At 59.1% G+C, this 17,212-nt stretch carries 22 protein-coding genes; 11 read left to right on the top strand and 11 right to left on the bottom strand.

Annotated features, from left to right (window positions below):
* The first annotated feature begins 9 nt into the window (after nt 1-9).
* The 8 genes from ACNKU7_RS04235 (at nt 10) to fliR (ending at nt 5,955) form a co-directional block, all read left to right on the top strand.
* On the top strand, nt 10-1,221 hold the full coding sequence (locus ACNKU7_RS04235) for a flagellar hook-length control protein FliK (RefSeq protein ID WP_418295721.1): 1,212 nt from the start codon (nt 10-12) through the stop codon (nt 1,219-1,221).
* Nucleotides 1,222-1,467: 246 nt separating this feature from the next.
* Entirely contained in the window at nt 1,468-1,953 is a 486-nt protein-coding gene (gene fliL / locus ACNKU7_RS04230) for a flagellar basal body-associated protein FliL (protein WP_418295720.1), read from the top strand.
* An 11-nt stretch (nt 1,954-1,964) separates the two neighbouring features.
* Entirely contained in the window at nt 1,965-3,017 is a 1,053-nt protein-coding gene (fliM, locus tag ACNKU7_RS04225) for a flagellar motor switch protein FliM (RefSeq protein WP_418295719.1), read from the top strand.
* A complete protein-coding gene (gene fliN, locus ACNKU7_RS04220; protein WP_418295718.1) occupies nt 3,014-3,484 on the top strand; it encodes a flagellar motor switch protein FliN in 471 nt (156 codons plus the stop codon). Before fliM ends, fliN begins: the two co-directional genes overlap by 4 nt.
* Complete coding sequence (gene fliO, locus ACNKU7_RS04215) at nt 3,481-3,879, top strand: flagellar biosynthetic protein FliO (protein WP_418295717.1); 399 nt, start codon at nt 3,481-3,483, stop codon at nt 3,877-3,879. The genes fliN and fliO overlap by 4 nt, the downstream gene beginning before the upstream one ends.
* Nucleotides 3,880-3,908: 29 nt before the next feature.
* Complete coding sequence (gene fliP, locus ACNKU7_RS04210) at nt 3,909-4,631, top strand: flagellar type III secretion system pore protein FliP (RefSeq protein ID WP_418295776.1); 723 nt, start codon at nt 3,909-3,911, stop codon at nt 4,629-4,631.
* Between the two features lie 252 nt (nt 4,632-4,883).
* Complete coding sequence (gene fliQ / locus ACNKU7_RS04205; protein WP_418295716.1) at nt 4,884-5,153, top strand: flagellar biosynthesis protein FliQ; 270 nt, start codon at nt 4,884-4,886, stop codon at nt 5,151-5,153.
* A 16-nt stretch (nt 5,154-5,169) separates the two neighbouring features.
* Nucleotides 5,170-5,955 carry a flagellar biosynthetic protein FliR gene (gene fliR / locus ACNKU7_RS04200; RefSeq protein ID WP_418295715.1) on the top strand — a complete coding sequence of 262 codons (786 nt, stop codon included), beginning with the start codon at nt 5,170-5,172 and terminating at the stop codon, nt 5,953-5,955.
* Nucleotides 5,956-6,049: 94 nt separating this feature from the next.
* Here fliR and flgL read toward each other — a convergent pair whose 3' ends face one another.
* From flgL to flgB, 11 genes are all read right to left on the bottom strand, one after another.
* Nucleotides 6,050-7,246 (bottom strand): flagellar hook-associated protein FlgL, encoded by a 1,197-nt coding sequence (gene flgL, locus ACNKU7_RS04195; RefSeq protein WP_418295714.1) that lies wholly within the window; start codon nt 7,244-7,246, stop codon nt 6,050-6,052.
* Nucleotides 7,247-7,322: 76 nt separating this feature from the next.
* Complete coding sequence (gene flgK / locus ACNKU7_RS04190) at nt 7,323-8,942, bottom strand: flagellar hook-associated protein FlgK (RefSeq protein WP_418295713.1); 1,620 nt, start codon at nt 8,940-8,942, stop codon at nt 7,323-7,325.
* Between the two features lie 81 nt (nt 8,943-9,023).
* Nucleotides 9,024-9,338: a rod-binding protein gene (locus ACNKU7_RS04185; RefSeq protein WP_418295712.1), complete on the bottom strand. Its 315-nt coding sequence runs from the start codon at nt 9,336-9,338 to the stop codon at nt 9,024-9,026.
* Complete coding sequence (locus ACNKU7_RS04180) at nt 9,338-10,456, bottom strand: flagellar basal body P-ring protein FlgI (RefSeq protein ID WP_418295711.1); 1,119 nt, start codon at nt 10,454-10,456, stop codon at nt 9,338-9,340. Before ACNKU7_RS04180 ends, ACNKU7_RS04185 begins: the two co-directional genes overlap by 1 nt.
* A 27-nt stretch (nt 10,457-10,483) precedes the next feature.
* Nucleotides 10,484-11,158, bottom strand: a complete 675-nt coding sequence (locus ACNKU7_RS04175; RefSeq protein ID WP_418295710.1) for a flagellar basal body L-ring protein FlgH — start codon at nt 11,156-11,158, stop codon at nt 10,484-10,486.
* Nucleotides 11,158-11,940 carry a flagellar basal-body rod protein FlgG gene (gene flgG / locus ACNKU7_RS04170; protein WP_418295709.1) on the bottom strand — a complete coding sequence of 261 codons (783 nt, stop codon included), beginning with the start codon at nt 11,938-11,940 and terminating at the stop codon, nt 11,158-11,160. Before flgG ends, ACNKU7_RS04175 begins: the two co-directional genes overlap by 1 nt.
* Before the next feature lie 24 nt (nt 11,941-11,964).
* Nucleotides 11,965-12,720, bottom strand: a complete 756-nt coding sequence (locus ACNKU7_RS04165) for a flagellar basal body rod protein FlgF (RefSeq protein WP_418295708.1) — start codon at nt 12,718-12,720, stop codon at nt 11,965-11,967.
* Nucleotides 12,721-12,769: 49 nt separating this feature from the next.
* Nucleotides 12,770-13,960, bottom strand: coding sequence for a flagellar hook protein FlgE (gene flgE, locus ACNKU7_RS04160; RefSeq protein WP_418295707.1), 1,191 nt, complete (start codon nt 13,958-13,960; stop codon nt 12,770-12,772).
* 39 nt (nt 13,961-13,999) lie between these two features.
* On the bottom strand, nt 14,000-14,674 hold the full coding sequence (gene flgD, locus ACNKU7_RS04155; protein WP_418295706.1) for a flagellar hook assembly protein FlgD: 675 nt from the start codon (nt 14,672-14,674) through the stop codon (nt 14,000-14,002).
* Nucleotides 14,674-15,081, bottom strand: a complete 408-nt coding sequence (gene flgC / locus ACNKU7_RS04150; RefSeq protein WP_418295705.1) for a flagellar basal body rod protein FlgC — start codon at nt 15,079-15,081, stop codon at nt 14,674-14,676. The genes flgD and flgC overlap by 1 nt, the downstream gene beginning before the upstream one ends.
* A gap of 16 nt (nt 15,082-15,097) precedes the next feature.
* The gene (gene flgB, locus ACNKU7_RS04145) at nt 15,098-15,508 is read right to left on the bottom strand and encodes a flagellar basal body rod protein FlgB (RefSeq protein ID WP_418295704.1); all 411 of its coding nucleotides are present in this window, start codon (nt 15,506-15,508) and stop codon (nt 15,098-15,100) included.
* A 168-nt stretch (nt 15,509-15,676) separates the two neighbouring features.
* Here flgB and flgA point away from each other — a divergent pair, with 168 nt between their 5' ends.
* The 3 genes from flgA (at nt 15,677) to ACNKU7_RS04130 (ending at nt 17,194) form a co-directional block, all read left to right on the top strand.
* Nucleotides 15,677-16,363, top strand: coding sequence for a flagellar basal body P-ring formation chaperone FlgA (flgA, locus tag ACNKU7_RS04140; RefSeq protein ID WP_418295703.1), 687 nt, complete (start codon nt 15,677-15,679; stop codon nt 16,361-16,363).
* A 100-nt stretch (nt 16,364-16,463) separates the two neighbouring features.
* Nucleotides 16,464-16,748, top strand: a complete 285-nt coding sequence (flgM, locus tag ACNKU7_RS04135) for a flagellar biosynthesis anti-sigma factor FlgM (protein WP_418295702.1) — start codon at nt 16,464-16,466, stop codon at nt 16,746-16,748.
* The gene (locus ACNKU7_RS04130; RefSeq protein ID WP_418295701.1) at nt 16,745-17,194 is read left to right on the top strand and encodes a flagella synthesis protein FlgN; all 450 of its coding nucleotides are present in this window, start codon (nt 16,745-16,747) and stop codon (nt 17,192-17,194) included. The genes flgM and ACNKU7_RS04130 overlap by 4 nt, the downstream gene beginning before the upstream one ends.
* Nucleotides 17,195-17,212 lie beyond the last annotated feature (18 nt).

The raw sequence follows: 17,212 nt of genomic DNA, 5'->3' as shown, positions 1-17,212 counted from the left end.
CATCAAGCTATGGATATCTCCGCCCTGCTCGGCAAACTGCCGGCAAGTACCGGACAACTCAACGGCACCAACAGCGGAAACCCCGGCCACCGGACTGGCGGTGAGGGCACACTGTCGTTTGCAGGCACGCTGCACTCAGCCATGCAGTCAAAGATGCAGTCCGCCATTGCACAAACACTGTCACAGCCCGGGCTCGGCACGGCGGGTGTGCATTCGGCAGCGGTTCCGCTTACCAATGCCACGGGCAAGCTCGGTCTGGGCGAATGGCATAGCGGCCAGCCCGGTCCGGCAGACCTGCTTGAGCGCCTGGCGGTGGAAAACGTTTTCGCAGATGAGGACAGGCTCGAAGCCAGTGAAAACAGCGGTGCCGACAATGGGCTGATGGCTCTACTGGCTGGCACTGTACAGCCTGCACTGCAAACCGCAGTCTCCAGCCTGGAAGCCAGCCAGCAAAATAATAGCGCGGTACTGCGTGCCGGATTTGCAGGTGCGCAACATGGCCCGCAGCTGCCTGCACAAACAGTCACTCTGGATACAGCCGGCGAGGCTGATTTCCCTACGCCTGTCGCAGACAATCGCGCCCAACCGCTGGCAATGGCCAACAACACTTCAAGCGAACTGACGATGGCCGCCACCGGCAATGGGCCAGGTGGACAGGCAGCCGCTGACAGTGTGCTGCCGGCTACCGCGCTCCAAGACCCAGCTCAATTGGCCGTGAGTGCCACCACGCAGGCGGCGACCAGCGCCCCAACCTCCGCTGGCAACTTATCCACAACGCCAAATCCGGCACTGGCTATGCAATCACCACTGGGCAGCAGTGCCTGGGGTGCCGAATTCGGGCAACACCTGCTGAACATGGCCCATCGCGGCGACCAGCAGGTAGATTTGTTCCTCCACCCGCGCGAGCTGGGCGCTCTGACAGTAAGCCTGAGTTTCGACGAACAGGGCGCGCGCGCACAGTTCCTTGCCGCCAGTGCGGCTGTGCGCAGCGCCGTCGAGCAGGCCCTGCCCCAATTGAGAGAGGCCCTTGCACAACAGGGGATATCGCTTGGCGAAACCTCCGTGGGCGAGCACCAGCAAAATCCCTCACACCAGCAGCAGGCACCCGCGTGGGCCGGCAATGCCATTAGCGGCAGGGAACAGGAAATAAGCCCGGATTCCCAGCCTGTACCTGCTGCACCCCGCTCGGTGCACCTGCGTGGGGTCGATCTCTACGCTTGATTTGCAAGCCTGATTTCTAAGCCTGATTCTGTGCCCGCATCTTACGGCGCGATGCCAGTGAGGTATCGCGCAAGCCAGCGCCTGTGACGCCATTTTTCCGGCGCTGGTGAAACGCCGAGATAAGCCTAATTCGCCGCCCTATTCTTCCCTTCATCCCCGCCGGGCCCCGGCATACTCCCCGGCAAGCTCCCCCGCAACCGTGGGCGAGAAATCGCTAACTAACGCTGGTAGTAAGGCGCAACACAAATGGCTGAAGAAAATTCCGGAAAATCCCGCGGCATGCTCTGGCTCGCGGTCGTCGCGGTGGTACTGATTGCCGCACTGGTGGCAATGAACCTGTATCTGCTACTGCGAGAAGATCCCAACAGCAAGGCGGCAGTTGCAGAGCAGAACGCAGGCCCCGAGCGCGCCACCAATCCCATTTTCGTCAAGATCAGTCCGTTCACGGTCAACCTGCAGGGCGACCAGTTTTCCAACCGCCTTCTGTATGTCGGCATGTCACTCCAGGTGGGCAATAACGAAACCCGGGATTTTCTCCTTGAGCATATGCCGCAGGTACGCAGCCGGCTGTTGATGCTGCATTCCGCCAAGGCACCGGAAGAGCTTGCCAGCATTGAAGGAAAGCAGGCCCTGGTGCAGAGCATCCTGGCAACGCTTGCCGAGCCTATGGGGAGCGACCAGCCAGAGCTGCTGATCGACGACGTGCTGTTTACCGAGTTCATCGTGCAATAGGGAATTCCACCATGTCCCAGGACGATCTGCTTTCCCAGGAAGAAATCGACGCGTTGCTGCACGGCGGTGACAGCGACAGCGGTGACAGCGGCGGCAACAGTGCCGCCGACGCGCCGAAAATGCGCCCCTATGACCCGGCATCCCAGCAGCGGGTGATCCGCGAGCGCCTGCACAGTATCGACATCATCAACGAGCGTTTTGCGCGGCACTTTCGCGTGAGCCTGTTCAACCTGATTCGGCGCTCGGCGGACATCACCGTGGAGTCGGTGCGCTATCAGGGCTTCAAGGAATTCGCGCGCAATCTGCCCGTGCCCACCAATTTGAACCTGATTTCCATGAAGCCGCTGCGCGGCACCGCGCTGGTGGTGTTTCCGCCGGCGATGGTATTTATGGTGGTGGACAGCCTGTTCGGGGGTAACGGACGCTTCGTTACACGCTCCGAAGGCCGCGAGTTCACCAATACCGAACAGCGCGTGATCCAGCGCATCCTGGATCTCGCCATTAACGCTTACCAGGATTCCTGGCGCTCGGTGTACCCGCTGGAAATATCCTACCTGCGTTCGGAGCTGCAGGCGCGATTCGCCAACATTACCAATTCCCCCAACGAAATCATCGTTACCACCACCTTCCACCTGGAAGTGGGCAATTTATCTGAGCGATTCCAGATCTGCATGCCCTACTCGATGATCGAGCCGCTGAGGGATCGCCTGGCTAACCCGGTGGTGGACGGCCGCGATCCCGGTGACCAGACCTGGAACCGGCGCATGGCAGGGGAAATTCGCCAGTCGGAAGTCGAACTGGTAGCCGAGTTTGCCAATATACCCAGCCGCATCGGCCGGGTTCTGGCGCTCAAGCCAGGCGATGTATTGCCGATCGAACTGCCCACTGCAGTCACGGCCCGAGTAGACGGCGTGCCGGTTCTGGAATGTGAATACGGCAGCCGCAACGGACAGAGCGCCCTGCGGGTGAACCGGGTAATCGAGCGTACCGCGCCGCGGCCAACCTCTCTCACCAGCAATTTCAACGCGGGCCTCGCCCCGCAACGCGAGGAATCTGAAGCATGAGCGACAGCGACGCTATTGATAGCAAGACCGAACAACAGAGCGGCGAAGATAGCTGGGCCGCAGCCATGGCCGAACAGTTTACCGATAACGCCGGCGACGCCTGGTCTGACGCGCTGGCGGAACAGGAGAGCGCCGAGAGTGCGCCGCGCAGCGCCGCAGACCAGGTATTCAAGCCCCTGGAAAACAGCGCAACCACCGGCGCCGCCCGCGATCTGGAAATGGTGATGGATATTCCGGTAAAACTCAGCGTTGAGCTGGGGCGAACCCGGATTACGATCAAGCAGCTGCTGGAACTCGCACAGGGATCAGTGGTGGAACTGGATGGGCTGGCCGGAGAGCCGATGGATATCCTGATTAACGGCTACCTGGTTGCCCAGGGTGAAGTGGTGGTGATCGAAGACAAATACGGCATCCGTATTACTGAAATCGTCACACCGCAGGAACGCATTCACAAACTGAACCGATGAATCCTGCAAGCGCCACTGGCGGCGAATCCGTAATCGGCCTCGCAATGCTGGGCAAGGTGGCCGGCGTTCTGCTGGCGCTGATCGCCCTGATCCTGCTGTGCGCCTGGTTGGCCCGCCGCCTGGCCCCGGGCCTGGCGCAGGCCAATGGCGGCCCGCAATTGAATATTGTGGCCAGCAAGGCGCTCGGCACACGGGAGAAAGTGGTGGTACTGCAGGTTGAGGACCAGTGGCTGCTGCTCGGCGTGGGCGGCGGACAGATCAATCACCTGCATACGTTGCCGGCAAGAACGCCCACAGAAAAAGGCACGGCCGCTGCAACGAATACAGGCAGCTTCGCCGAACGCTTCGCACGCGCATTGGGGCAGAACCTGGGCGGGCGGGGGAAGCAGACTTGAGCATCAGTAAAACAGTCTTGAGTGCGCTACTGCCCGCGGTATTTTTCCTAACCCTGCCTGCGCTCGGCTGGGCCCAGGACCTGACCGGCCTGATCAGCCAGCCCACAGCGGACGGCGGCCAGCAGTGGTCGATCAAGCTGCAAACGCTGCTGCTGCTCACCAGTCTTGCATTCCTGCCGGCAATTCTGCTGATGATGACCTGCTTTACCCGCATCATCATCGTGCTCGGTCTGTTGCGCACCGCCATGGGAACCCAGGCAGCGCCGCCTAACCAGGTGTTGCTGGGAATTACCCTGTTCCTGACGTTTTTTGTGATGTCGCCGGTATTCGAGAAAATCTACGACGATGCCTGGCAACCGTTAACCCGGGATGAAATCCAGTTTGAAGAGTTTCTCCTGCGCGGCAGTGAGCCACTGAAAAGTTTTATGTTGGCGCAAACCCGCGAGCCAGACATCGCACTGTTTGCAAAGCTGGCAAATACAGGGCCGATGCAAGGACCGGAGGCAGTGCCCATGCGGGTACTGGTGCCGGCGTTTGTAACCAGTGAATTAAAGACCGCTTTCCAGATTGGTTTCACGATTTTTATTCCGTTCCTGATTATTGATCTGGTTGTCGCCAGCGTACTGATGGCTCTGGGGATGATGATGGTCCCCCCGGCCACGATTTCCCTGCCGTTTAAATTGATGCTGTTTGTATTGGTGGATGGCTGGCAGTTGTTGATTGGGTCGTTGGCGCAGAGTTTCTATCCCTAGCGTCAGCCAACTTAACGGATGCTCGAAAATTACTGATCAGGGCTAGTTTATTTTTCAGAGTTTCATGTGAAGGGACTGATACCGGGTGTAGCCTTGTGAGACCTTCCGCGAGAGGGACCTCGCGGAAGAGCCCCCAGGGATGGGTTTACGGCGTGTCTCACAAGGCTACACCCGGTAGCAGTTCCGCCACGTTACGCCCCACTGGCACCCGCACATCAAATACCGGTACTTTTTCAAAAAAATAGACCTATTATGACTCCAGAAACCGTAATGAATCTCGCCTATCAGGCAATGCTGGTTGCCTTAACCCTAGGCGCACCGATGTTGCTGACCGCACTGTTTGTGGGTTTGCTGGTGAGCCTGTTTCAGGCGGCCACCCAGATCAATGAAATGACGCTGTCATTTATCCCGAAAATTCTCGCAGTGTTTGCGGTTCTGGTGATTGCCGGCCCGTTTCTGCTGGGGCTGATAACTGACTTTACCCGCACGCTGTTCCAGAATATTCCATTAATGATTTCGTGATCGACACAACCTGTTCATGATCGACGTCACTTACGCACAGCTGCACGCATGGCTCGTGGCCTTTCTCTGGCCCTTTGTGCGCCTCATCGGATTCTTTATGGCCGCGCCACTGCTCGGTCATAAGTCGGCACCTACGCGGATAAAAATCGGTCTCGCGGCATTGATCACCTTTGCCATCGCACCCGGCCTGCCACTGTTACCTTCGGTACCCGTCTGGTCCTGGGCCGGGCTCGGGATCATAATCGAGCAGACATTGATTGGCGCCGCCATCGGGCTGGTACTGCGGGTGATGTTTTCAGTCGTGCAGGCGGCGGGGGATTTCATTGGCCTGCAGATGGGCCTGGCATTCGCCACGTTCGTAACACCAGACGGGGTCAACACCATGGTTCTGTCGCGCTTCCTGCATCTCGTCACAATGATGGTGTTTCTTGCCGTGGATGGGCACCTGGTGGTGATCGATACGCTGGCCGGCAGTTTTCAGACACTGCCGATTGGCTATAGTGGCCTGAATCCCGCGGGATTTGAAATGCTTGCGCGATTTGGCGGGACGATTTTTTCTTCCGGACTGCTGCTGGCACTGCCGATGGTGGCGGCGCTCCTGATCGTCAACCTCTCCCTCGGAATCCTCAACCGCTCGGCGCCACAGCTGACGGTATTTTCCATTGGCTTCCCGGTGTCACTCACCTTTGGCCTATTCTTGCTCACCGTGTTGATGACCGACCTTGGTCGTTTCCTGCAGCTGCTATTTGAGCAGGGCCTGACCACCATCGTGCAGCTTGTCGCCGCACTCAACCCGCCCTGATCGTATTTCCGCAGGAGCTTGCTTGCAGGTGATTGGTTGACCACACAACTTCTTTCGCCTGCAAGAAGCCTCCGGCATCGAGTGACTCACACTGTTACATGCGATCAAACAGCGTCATGCCTTTGATATCGATAAACGCCTGTTGCGCCGCCTGCAGACCGACCTGGCGCAGGCTGTATTCGGCAATCGCAGATACGTAATTCAGATCCACCAAACCGGAAAGTTTCTCCTCATAGTTCAGGCTGCGATTACTCGCAACAGCATCCACCACATCCAGCTCGTTGATACGCGAACCCACAGAGGCGCGGGTAGTCAGCACATTATCGAGGCTGTTGTCGAATTCGCGCAGTACACTGCTCATGGTGTTTTTTCGCGCGGCTCTTTGAGCCTCACTGCCAGCGGGCTGCTCCAGAGCCGCGATGGCCTTTTCAAAAGTTTTGAACAGATCCGTGTTCAGGTTTTCCGCCTTGTCCATGCGGATACTGTCGCCATCCTCCGGGATCCCATCGAGGGTCATGGACAGGCCACCAAAGCGGATTGCCTGCCCGGATTCATACGCCTGTGGCGTGCCGCCGTTTACCGAGTAGGTCGCTACACCTGCCGCAACGGAGAAGGTGATATCGAAAGCGCCGCCGTAGGCAGGGTCGGCCTCATTGACAACCTGGGGGCCTTTGAAGGTTACACTGCCCTGATTGCCGCTATCGGCCTCCGCCACATATCCCGCGCCGCCGTGCACACTGCGAAAAATTGCATCGCCGTTATCGGCTACCGGCATCAGGCGCGAAGCGTCTACACGCACTTCACGCCGGTTGTTATCGCCAACGTATTCCACATTGCCGCTCGCGTCGCGCACGAAAGGCGCACTGCTGTCCTTGTAACCACCAAACAGATAGCGGCCGTTGCCATCAGTGGCGTTGGCCTGGCCGATAACCGTTTCGTAAATACCACGCAGTTCACTGGCAACGGATGCGCGGTCCGCGTCACTCAGGGTATCGCTGGAAGCCTGCACGATCAGTGTACGGGCGCTACCGATGGCATCGCTTACGCTGTTTAATATGCTCTCTTCCTGTGCAAGGGCATTGCGCGCGCTGGTGCGCGCGTCAGCGTACTGGCTGTTGATCGCCAGGGCCTGGGAAACCTGCACAGCCTGTGATGCGGCCTGCGGATCATCGGACGGGTTGACCACACGACGGCCGGTGGCGATCTGCTGGCTCACCTGCATCAGGCTGCCCTGCTGGCGGTTCAACGAACTCATGCTCTGTTCAAAAATAGTGAGCGTGCTGATACGCATGGTATTGCCTCTTAAAATTTCGCGCTTACTGTCGGCTCAACTGGCCGAGCACTGGGTTCTATACAGGTGACGCTGATCACCGCAGGCCGAGAATTTCATCCAGCACCGTGGATGCGGTCTGGATCACTTTGGCGTTGGCCTGGTAAAACTGCTGATACCGGATCAGGTTTGCGGCTTCTTCGTCCAGGTTTACCCCGGATTCCGACTGTTGCAGCGCGTACAGCTGCTCACTTAATCCCTGGCGGGCATCGAGGTTTACCTGCGCAATGTTGGAGCTACTGCCCACATCACTCACCATGATCGCGTAAGCACCGTTAAAGGTAGAGCTACCACCCACCAGGTTCTGTTGTTGCAACTGCTGCAGCGCCAGGGCGTTTTCGTTATCACCACTGCTGCCACTGACACCCGCGGCAATCGCATCGGTATCGCGAATTATGTTTTCCATTGCCCCGGCCGCGCCGCGCACCGGCTGCAGTTGGTAGCGATCGCCATCAGCCAGTGCCGTGGGATCGTCTACCTGAATCACTACACCGCCGAAAACCAGCTCACCATTGGCGTCCAGCGTTGCGGTAAAGCGCTCGCCACTGTCGAGGCGTGTTACCTGGAATTCGCCAGCAGCGGCGTCGCTGACTTTCAACTCGTAGTCGCTGGCGACCAATGCATTGAGATCACCAAAGGAGGCACTCAGTTCGGCAGCGCCGCTGTTGTTGGCATTGCTCAGGGTGCGCGGTTCGGCGAGGGGAAACATGTCGCCGCCAGCCAGGCCGTTAAGATCGAAGCCCTTACCGTGCTGTTCGTTGATCGCACTCGAGAGTGATACTGCCAGCTGTCCGAGCTGGTTCTGGGTTTTGTCGAGGGCTTCACTGCGGAAGCTGAGCAAGCCACCGAGTGAGCCGCCGCTAATGGCCTTATTTTTCAGCTCGATCGTGTTGCCGGCTGAATCGTGATAGGCAACGGCAGTACGCGCGGGGTCGCCAGAGCTGGCAATGGCTTCCAGCTCAAAGCTGCGGCTGCCAGCGACAATCGGTTGGCCGTTGCCGATCGACAGGTTGTAGGTGCCGCTTTCCTGTACCGAGAGTTCCACATCCACGCGGGTACTCAGATCTGCTACCAGCTGGTCGCGCTGGTTGAGCAGGCTGTTGGGGGCTTCACCGTGTTTCGCCTTGGCCAGGGCAATTTCCCGGTTCAGGTTGGCAATCTGTGAGGCGGTATTGTTGATCTGGGTGATTTCTTCGCGCACCTGTTGGTTGATACCGTCCTGCATATCATTCAGGTACTCATCGAACGCGCGGAACTGGGCGCTCAATGTATCTGCCGCGCCAATCACACCCTGGCGCGCCGCGGGGTCGGAAGGGGCACTCACCAGATCTTCAAAGGAGGCAAAGAAATCCTGCATCAGCGGTGCCAGGCCCGCATCCCGATCCGCCAACAGGTTGTCGATCTGGGTGACCTGGGTAACGTAACTGCTGAGTGCGCTGGTTTCGCTATTGGCGCGATTCAATTGCCCTGCGACAAACGCATCGAACTGTCGCTGAATATCTTCCACGGTAACGCCGCCGGATCCGTTGCGTTCAGACAACAGCGTCAGCTCGCGGTTGTAACCCGGCGTGTAAACGTTACTGATATTGTTACTGGTGGTATTGAGGGCATTCTGCGCGGCGTTGAGGCCGCTGAGGCCAATTGAAAAAATACTCATGCTTGTGATTCCGTGTCACCGTTATTCCGGTTATCGGCGCGGAGCCCTGAGCCTTGAGCCGTGATAGCCGGATAAAATTATTTACTCGGATGTTTCGCCAGTACTACGCTGCGACAGCTGGCTCACCAGTTGCTCGGCAAGGCCCAGGCCGCGACCGGCAAGGTGGGTGGAGAGCTGCTGGTCGTACATGGACTCATAGAAGCGGGTTGCCGAACTGTCTACCAGGCCCGAGCGCGGTACCGCATCGCGCATGCTCTGCATGACCTGATGCAGAAACAGCGCTTCGAACTGTTCCGCTGCACCCTGCAACTGTTCCCCTTGATCACGCCCTTTTTTCAGGCTGTTCAGGCCCTGAACGTCCAGGGCAAAACGCGCGCGGGTATCGACAGGATCCATCAGATAATCTCCAGTTCTGCGCGCAGTGCGCCGGCGACTTTCAATGCTTCGAGAATGGTCATCAGATCGGCTGGCGTTGCCCCCAGGGCATTGAGTGCATCCACCACTTCCAGCAGGTTCGCACCTTCCACAAATTTCAATGTGCCCGCCTGCTGGCGCACGGTGATATCGCTGTCTGGCACGACGACGGTTTCGCCACTGCTGAACGGTGCCGGCTGGCTGACCCCAAAGGCGGTGTCGATCACTATCGATAGATTGCCGTGTGCTACTGCAGCTGCGCCCAGCGTCACCTGCCCGTTCAGCACCACCGCGCCGCTGCGGGCATTGAGTACCACGCGTGCCGGTGGCGCCTGGGGCGTAACATCGATGGATTGCACGCGGGCAATAAAACGCACGCGTTCATTGTCGTTAACCGGACTCTGCATCCGGATCAATCCGGCATCCACTGCACCGGCAACGCCACTGCCGAACGCGCGATTAATCGCATCGACTACCCGCTCGGCAGTACCAAAGTCCGCCTCGCGCAGCTGCAGGTCGAGATAGCCACCGGCACCGAGGGCTACGGCTACTTCCCGCTCCACCAACGCACCGCCACTGATACGCCCTCCGGCCTGCTGGTTGACCTGGACACTGGATCCGCCAGATTCTGCACCGGCACCACCCACCAGCAAGTTGCCCTGGGCGACCGCGTAGGTGCGCCCGTCCAAGCCCTTGAGCGGCGTCATCAGCAGCGTGCCGCCGCGCAGGCTGCGGGCATTGCCAATGGAAGAAACCACCACGTCCAGGCGCTGTCCCGGGCGCGCAAAGGCCGGCAGTTGTGCAGTGACCATCACACCCGCCACATTGCGCAGTTGCATGTTGGTTCCGGCGGGAATAGTGATACCAAGCTGGGAAAACATATTCGTGAGGCTTTGGGTGGTGAACGGCGTTTGCATGGTCTGGTCGCCGCTGCCGTCCAGCCCGACCACCAGGCCATAGCCCACCAGCTGGTTGTCGCGCACGCCGGCAAAATCTGCCAGTTCGCGTATCGGGGTCGCCTTGGCGAGAACGCTGGCAAAGGTGCTTATGGCGACTACTGCCAATGGCAGCAGCGACCGGCTCGAGAAAAATTGTCCCATGGGGTTTCCGCGGTCCGAAGATAAAAGTCAGTAAGGAGAGAGATTCAGCAGCAGGCGCTGCAGCCAGCCCATGGTCTGGGCTTCGTTAATGTAGCCATCCCCCACGTATTCGATGCGCGCATCCGCCACCTGGGTCGAAAGCACCGAGTTGTCGCCAGCGATTTCCCGCGGATCCACAATGCCAGAGAAGCGAATGAATTCCGTACCCTGGTTGATACGGATCTGCTTCTCACCACGCACACGCAGGTTGCGGTTGGGCAATACCTCAAGCACGGTGACCGTCAAAGTGCCGGAAAAGGTATTGCGCGCTTTGGCTCCGCCGCCGCCTTCAAAATTGCTGCTGCCGGTTACATCCAGTCCGTAATCAGCAAGTTTTTCCAGACCGATGGGCACTGTGTCGGCGGTAAAGGTGGTGCCACCTTCACGATCCGCATTAACCTCCGCACTTTTCGAGGCGCTCACTTGCTCGTTAAATACTACGGTGAGCAGGTCACCGCTCATGCGCGGGCGATAGTCTTCGAACAACGGTCGGTAGCCGGACTCCGGCTGGAAGATGGCACCGTTAGCGCGCGGCGCCGGTGGCATTGGGATTTCCACCCACTCCGGCTCCCCCGCCAGCGAGCGCTGTGGCAATTGCGCACAGCCCCCGGCCAGCAGGGAAATAGCGAGGCAGGAAGCCAAAGCAACCCGCGTCATGGCCATCACAGCTGCGCCAGGCGCGAGAGCATCTCGTCGGATGTCTGCACCGCTTTGCTGTTGATCTCGTAGGCACGCTGGGTCTGGATCATGCTGACCATTTCCTCCACCACATTGACGTTGGAAGTTTCCACATAAGACTGGTACAGGCTGCCGGCACCGTTCATGCCCGGGATGCTTTCACTGCGCATACCGGAAGCGCTGGTTTCCAGATACAGGTTTTCGCCGATGGCCTGCAGGCCAGCGGGATTGACGAAGGTGGACAAGGTCAGCTGCCCCACCTCCACGCTCTGGGTATTGCCCGGCTCGGTGATCGATACCAGACCGTCTTTGCCTACCGTCACTGAGAGGGCGTTGTCCGGAATGATGACCGCCGGCTCCAGCGGGTAGCCACTCGCGGTAACCATCTGCGCGTTCTGATCCAACTGGAAGCTGCCATCGCGGGTAAATGCAGTGCTGCCATCGGGCATGCGTACCTGGAAAAAACCTTTGCCGTTAATGGCCAGGTCGCGGGAATTGCCCGTATTTTCCAAACCGCCCTGCGAATGCAGGCGCTCGGTGGCGACCGGGCGCACACCACTGCCCACCTGCATGCCGGATGGCAAGGTGTTCTGGATGTCGTTGCGCGCACCGGGCTGGCGCATGTTCTGATACAACAGATCTTCAAACACCGCGCGGGATTTTTTAAATCCATTGGTGCTGACGTTCGCCAGGTTGTTGGCGATCACGTCCATTTTCACCTGCTGGGATTCGAGGCCGGTTTTGGCGGTCCACAGGGATTTAATCATGATGCTTTCTCAAATTGGCTCTTGTTAATCCAGTGACAGCAGGCTGTCTGCCTTGCGGCCATTTTCATCGGCACTTTCGATCACTTTGAACTGCATGTCGTAACGGCGCGCGTTGTCGATCATCGCCACCATGGACTCCACCGGGCTGACGTTACTCCCTTCCAGGGAGCCGCTGACCAGACGCGCCTGCTCATCCTGTGGCAAAGGCGCCGCAGTGCCTGTGGCACCGTCGAAGCTGCGAAACAATCCATCGTTACCGCGCAGCAGTTCTGCGTCGCCGCCGCTGACCAGTTTCAGGCGCGCAACCTGCACCAGCGCTTCGGGATCCTCCCCGGCGCCAATGGCACTGATGGTGCCGTCGGCACCCATGGACAGAGCGGCACCCAGCGGCACCACGACCGGGCCGTTTTCGCCCAGTACCGGGCGGCCGCCACTGGTCAGCATGCCGGTGGCATCCACCTGCAAATCGCCGCGGCGGGTATAGGCTTCACCGCCATCGGCGGCCTGCACTGCGAGCCAGGCATCCCCCTGCAGGGCGACGTCGAGATCGCGCCCAGTGGCATTGACTGGCCCGGCACGGAAGTCGGCACCCGGGGTGGACGCCACCACCGAGGTGCGCGTGGCCAGTTGCCCGTCGCCCTGTACCGGCACTGCGCGCAGTGCGTGGAGCTGCGCGCGAAAGCCGGATGTGGTGGCGTTGGCAAGGTTGTTGCTCACCACCGACTGCTGCTCCATGCTCTGGCGCGCGCCGCTCATGGCGGTGTACAGAATGCGATCCATAGTGTTTTTCCGTTCGTTTTACTTAGTCACTCGCTGCAAGCGCCAGGGCTTAGCGCAGGTTCACTGCAGCCTGCAGCACTTCGTCCTGTACCTTGATGGTCTGGGTGTTGGCCTGGTAGTTGCGCTGGGCCACGATCAAATCCACCAGCTCGCGGGTCAGGTCCACGTTGGAGGTTTCCACCGCACCGGATTCCAGAGTGCCGAACTGCCCCACGCCGGCAAGGCCAAGCAGAGGCTGGCCGGACGCACCGGTTTCTACCCATACGTTGTCACCGTTCGGCGACAGGCCTTCCGGGTTGCGGAAGTTGGCCAGGGCAATCACACCCAGCACCTGGCTTTTCTCGTTGGCGTAGTTGCCAATCAGGGTGCCGTCGTCGTCAAACGTGATACCTACCAGAGCGCCGGCGGCGTAGCCGTTCTGATCGAGCGAGTTCAAGGCAAAGTCGTTGCCGAACTGGGTGGTGCCGTCAAAGCGCACATCAAAACTCAGCACGTCGGCACCGCCACCCGGGGTGAAGCTGTACAGGGGGAACGTACTGGATGGCTCGTTGAGGCTGCCGTTGTTGTCGAATACCAGCTCACCCACGTTGGCGGTATCCGCATTGCCATCCACGGCCACGCGCACTTCCCAGACATTGTCTGCGGTCTTGGTGAAGTAGGTGGTCATGGTGTGCTGGATACCGAGGGAGTCGTACACGGTACCGGTGTTGGCGTAGGAGTAGCTGTCGCTGTCGGTGGTATCGAATGGGAAAAGTGCGCGATCGATTGCATCCACTGCAGCATCCATGTTCATGGACGCTTCCACACGACTGGTGGCAGTAGCATTCATCGCGCCGGCCGGCACGCGCAGGTCTGTGGGCTGGCCACCGGTGCCGACGCCGGCGGGAAAGCCGGTGAGGCGCGCGCCCTGGGCGTTCTGGAGGTAACCATCAGCGGTGAGTGTCAGCTGGCCGTTGCGGGAATAAACCACCTCACCGGCCTGGGTAAAGCGGAAAAATCCGTTGCCATTGATACCCAGGTCGAGGCTGCGTCCGGTAGCCTCCAGGGTGCCGTTGGAAAAATCCTGCAATACGGCAGCCACACGGGTGCCCTGGCCTGCGAGCGCGCCGGTATAGACGTCCGCGAATTGCACACTGGAGCCCTTGTAGCCCACGGTCTGCGAGTTGGCGATATTGTTGCCGACCACATCGAGGTTAATGGCGGCGGCGTTGAGACCGCTGAGAGCCTGTGAAAAACCCATAATCTTGTCCTGAACGTGTAATTGAAATAAATCCGGGAATTAAAGAATCTGGCGAATCTCGCCGAGATCCACCGGTTCGCTAATACCGCCGAGATCAAGCACTGGCGCCCCATTTCCATTGAGGCTGACACCGCTGACCAGTGCGTAATTCAGCGTGGTGGCCACAATGGAATCACCACCGGCTGTCGCGCTGACCGACACGCTATAGGCGCCTTCCGGGGCCACGGAACCATCATTGGTGGTGCCATCCCAGGTAAAGGACTCAACGCCGGCATCCATGGAGAAGGGCTCGAAGGTACGTACCACTTCGCCCACGGCATTGCGGATGGTGATGCGCACTTCATCCGCCGCTTGCGGCACCTCGACACCAAACGGCGTAGTGGCACCTTCTTCACCGACCAGTACGCGTTCACCTTCCACCAATACCCCTTTGCCAATCATGTCGGCTGCCTGCAGCACCTGGCTGGTATCCAGCTGGCCGTTGATGCCGGCCAGGGTATCGTTGAGACTTTCAATTCCGCTGACGGTATTGATCTGGGCCAGCTGCGAGGTCATCTCGGCATTTTCCATCGGATTCATCGGATCCTGGTTTTGCAGCTGGGCTACGAGCAGGGTCATAAAGCTGTCCTGCAAATCTGCACTCTGACTCGTGGTGGTCGCCGAGGTGTTCAGCGCACTGCGCACGCTGCTATCAATGACATTGCCTACCGTCATCAACTTTCTCCCAGCGTGAGGGTTTTCATCATCAGCTGTTTGCTCGTATTCATCACTTCAACGTTGGCCTGGTAAGAACGCGATGCGGCAATCATGTCGACCATCTCATTCACCGGTTCCACGTTCGGCATATTCACGTATCCCGCCTCATCTGCCAGGGGGTGCTCGGGACGGAACTCCCGGCGCAGGGGCGAAGCATCTTCTACAACACCGCGAACGCGCACACCGCCAATATCGCTACCATCCTGCTCGCGCGCCTCGAAAATCAGGTGCTTGGCCCGATAGGCTTCACCATCCGGCCCAGCCACACTGTCTGCATTGGCAAGATTGCTCGCGGTGACATTCATCCGCTGCCCCTGCGCCGCCATCGCGGAACCGGAAATTTCAAAAATTGAAAACATCGACATTTGCACTCCTGGTGGTTTATTCCGGCTGCATGGCCGATTTGAGGCCGCGAATGCGACTATTGAGGAGGGTCAACGCGGTTTGGTAACGCACGGCGTTATCCGCAAAGCGGGTGCGCTCAACATCCATATTGACGGTGTTGCCATCGAGGCTCGGCTGATCAGGTACCCGGTAGAGTAAATCGGTCCGACTAGTGACGCGGCTGCGCACAGCCAAGTGCTGCGACGACGTGGTGGAAAGCAGCAAACCTTTTTCCGCGCTGCTATGCCCAGTGGCTTGTGCCAGCGCGCGGGAAAATTCAAAATCCCGCGCTTTGAAATTTGGTGTGTCCGCATTGGCAATATTATTTGCCAGTACTTGCTGGCGCTGGTTGCGCAAGCCGAGCGCTTCCCGATCAAAATTGAGGGCGGCGGCGAGTCGATCGATCATGCCGTTTCTCCCGGTGTTATTTTTACGGAATGCAGACTACCGATACCGACTCAATCACAAATTCAAAAATAAGCACCGGTTTTACCCCCATTTCCTCCGTTCGTAAAAAAACGGCGTCCGTAAAATGCCGTCGTAAACCCGCAGACCGACCCGGTGCCCTGTAACACCATGCTTCGTATATTTTTTGCTGTTGCTCTGCTGCTGGCACTCAGTACAAACCTCAAGGCGGCGAATAGCAGCCACGCGATAACCGAAGCCGTGCAGCAATTTCTGGCGCAGCGCAGCCGCCACCTGGGCGAACGGGTGGAAGTCGATATTCAAGACACCGCGCACTGGCCTGACTGCCACAAACCCCAGCCTTTCCTGCCCGGTAATGGTCAAGCGCAATGGGGCCGTGTGACGGTGGGTGTGCAGTGCGGCAATGACCTGCACCCGCGCTATTTGCAAGCGCAGGTACGCGTCTTTGGTGATTACTGGGTAACAAAGGAAAAGGTGTTGGCAGGCACCGAGATCACTGCAGCACTGCTGCGCCGGATGCAGGGCGAGATCAGCGCATTGCCCCGTGGCACGCTCAGCAACACGGCCGAGATCCTGGGCCAGGTCGCCAGCCGCCCGCTGCGCGCCGGCAGCACACTGCAACGACACCAATTGAAACCGCGCCCACTGGTAAAACGGCGGCAGACCGTAAGCCTGGTGGCCAGCGGGCAGGGATTTCGCATTGTGCGCGAGGGCCGCGCCCTCGATGAAGGCGGCCTTGGTACCAGGGTGCGGGTACGCCTCCCGGACAGACAGGTCATTTCCGGCCACGTCAGCGCCCCGGGTGAAGTCAGCGTGAACGCCACTTCCGGTACTTGAACCCGGAGACGCCCCAAAATGTGAACCTTGTCACACAAATAAGTTAAAGTCCGCTCTTCAGGCGCCGATAGAGCGTAGGAAGAACAACGGAGACAGCAGCTTGAAAATCCAGAATGTTACCCAGTTGGCGCAAGCCAACCAGCTGCGTGAAAAGCCGGCCAGCGGAAAGGCCGAGCAGGCGACACAGGCCAGCGCAGCGCACTCAATCCAGAATACCAGCCAATTGCACCAGACCGGCGCCGACACCGGCCAGGACATCGATACCCTGCGCGTGGAAGAGCTGCGCGAGGCAATTGCGTCCGGCAAGTTTGAGATCCGCGCAGACCGGATTGCCGAGGGCCTGATCGCAAGCCTGCAGGAAGATGCACCGCCGGAAGCGTTATGAGCCTGGCACATTTCCTTCAACAGCACCGCGGTCGGCTGGAAGATCTCGCGCAGCTATTGCGCGAGGAACGCCAGCAGTTGAGCGCGGGCGAAATCAATGGAGCGTGCCTGGCGGATCTCGCCAAGCGCAAACAGCACAGCCTGGAAGCGATCAATCACTTCGAACAGCAGCGTCGCCAGACACTGCATCGGCTGGGCTACAAGGATGACCGCAGCGGTGATGTAGATGCCGCTCAGGATGCCGGTTGTCTCGAACAGTGGCACAGTCTTCTCGCGCTCGCGCATGAAGCGGCGGAACTGAACCGCACCAATGGCACAATGATAGGAATCCGTACCGAGAGCAATCAGCGGCTGCTGAATGCATTGCAGGAAGCAGCGGGCAAAGGACTTTACGGCCCTGATGGCCGGGCCCGAAACCACACCGGCAAGGTCAACTCCCGAGCCTGACTAGCAGCGGCGTACACA

Origin of the sequence: Microbulbifer weihaiensis (genome assembly GCF_048323715.1) — a bacterium.
Lineage (GTDB): Bacteria > Pseudomonadota > Gammaproteobacteria > Pseudomonadales > Cellvibrionaceae > Microbulbifer.
This window is presented reverse-complemented; position numbering and strand designations above follow the sequence as displayed.

Bases quoted from the DNA above. Each gene is read 5' to 3' on its own strand.
- fliM (WP_418295719.1), top strand. From the start codon at position 1,965: ATGTCCCAGGACGATCTGCTTTCCCAGGAAGAAATCGACGCGTTGCTG.
- flgA (WP_418295703.1), top strand. From the start codon at position 15,677: ATGCTTCGTATATTTTTTGCTGTTGCTCTGCTGCTGGCACTCAGTACA.
- ACNKU7_RS04235 (WP_418295721.1), top strand. From the start codon at position 10: ATGGATATCTCCGCCCTGCTCGGCAAACTGCCGGCAAGTACCGGACAA.
- flgC (WP_418295705.1), bottom strand. From the start codon at position 15,081: ATGTCGATGTTTTCAATTTTTGAAATTTCCGGTTCCGCGATGGCGGCG.
- ACNKU7_RS04130 (WP_418295701.1), top strand. From the start codon at position 16,745: ATGAGCCTGGCACATTTCCTTCAACAGCACCGCGGTCGGCTGGAAGAT.
- fliQ (WP_418295716.1), top strand. From the start codon at position 4,884: ATGACTCCAGAAACCGTAATGAATCTCGCCTATCAGGCAATGCTGGTT.
- ACNKU7_RS04175 (WP_418295710.1), bottom strand. From the start codon at position 11,158: ATGGCCATGACGCGGGTTGCTTTGGCTTCCTGCCTCGCTATTTCCCTG.
- fliO (WP_418295717.1), top strand. From the start codon at position 3,481: ATGAATCCTGCAAGCGCCACTGGCGGCGAATCCGTAATCGGCCTCGCA.
- flgL (WP_418295714.1), bottom strand. From the start codon at position 7,246: ATGCGTATCAGCACGCTCACTATTTTTGAACAGAGCATGAGTTCGTTG.
- fliR (WP_418295715.1), top strand. From the start codon at position 5,170: ATGATCGACGTCACTTACGCACAGCTGCACGCATGGCTCGTGGCCTTT.
- ACNKU7_RS04165 (WP_418295708.1), bottom strand. From the start codon at position 12,720: ATGGATCGCATTCTGTACACCGCCATGAGCGGCGCGCGCCAGAGCATG.
- flgB (WP_418295704.1), bottom strand. From the start codon at position 15,508: ATGATCGATCGACTCGCCGCCGCCCTCAATTTTGATCGGGAAGCGCTC.
- fliL (WP_418295720.1), top strand. From the start codon at position 1,468: ATGGCTGAAGAAAATTCCGGAAAATCCCGCGGCATGCTCTGGCTCGCG.
- flgE (WP_418295707.1), bottom strand. From the start codon at position 13,960: ATGGGTTTTTCACAGGCTCTCAGCGGTCTCAACGCCGCCGCCATTAAC.
- ACNKU7_RS04185 (WP_418295712.1), bottom strand. From the start codon at position 9,338: ATGGATCCTGTCGATACCCGCGCGCGTTTTGCCCTGGACGTTCAGGGC.
- flgK (WP_418295713.1), bottom strand. From the start codon at position 8,942: ATGAGTATTTTTTCAATTGGCCTCAGCGGCCTCAACGCCGCGCAGAAT.
- flgG (WP_418295709.1), bottom strand. From the start codon at position 11,940: ATGATTAAATCCCTGTGGACCGCCAAAACCGGCCTCGAATCCCAGCAG.
- fliN (WP_418295718.1), top strand. From the start codon at position 3,014: ATGAGCGACAGCGACGCTATTGATAGCAAGACCGAACAACAGAGCGGC.
- flgD (WP_418295706.1), bottom strand. From the start codon at position 14,674: ATGACGGTAGGCAATGTCATTGATAGCAGCGTGCGCAGTGCGCTGAAC.
- ACNKU7_RS04180 (WP_418295711.1), bottom strand. From the start codon at position 10,456: ATGGGACAATTTTTCTCGAGCCGGTCGCTGCTGCCATTGGCAGTAGTC.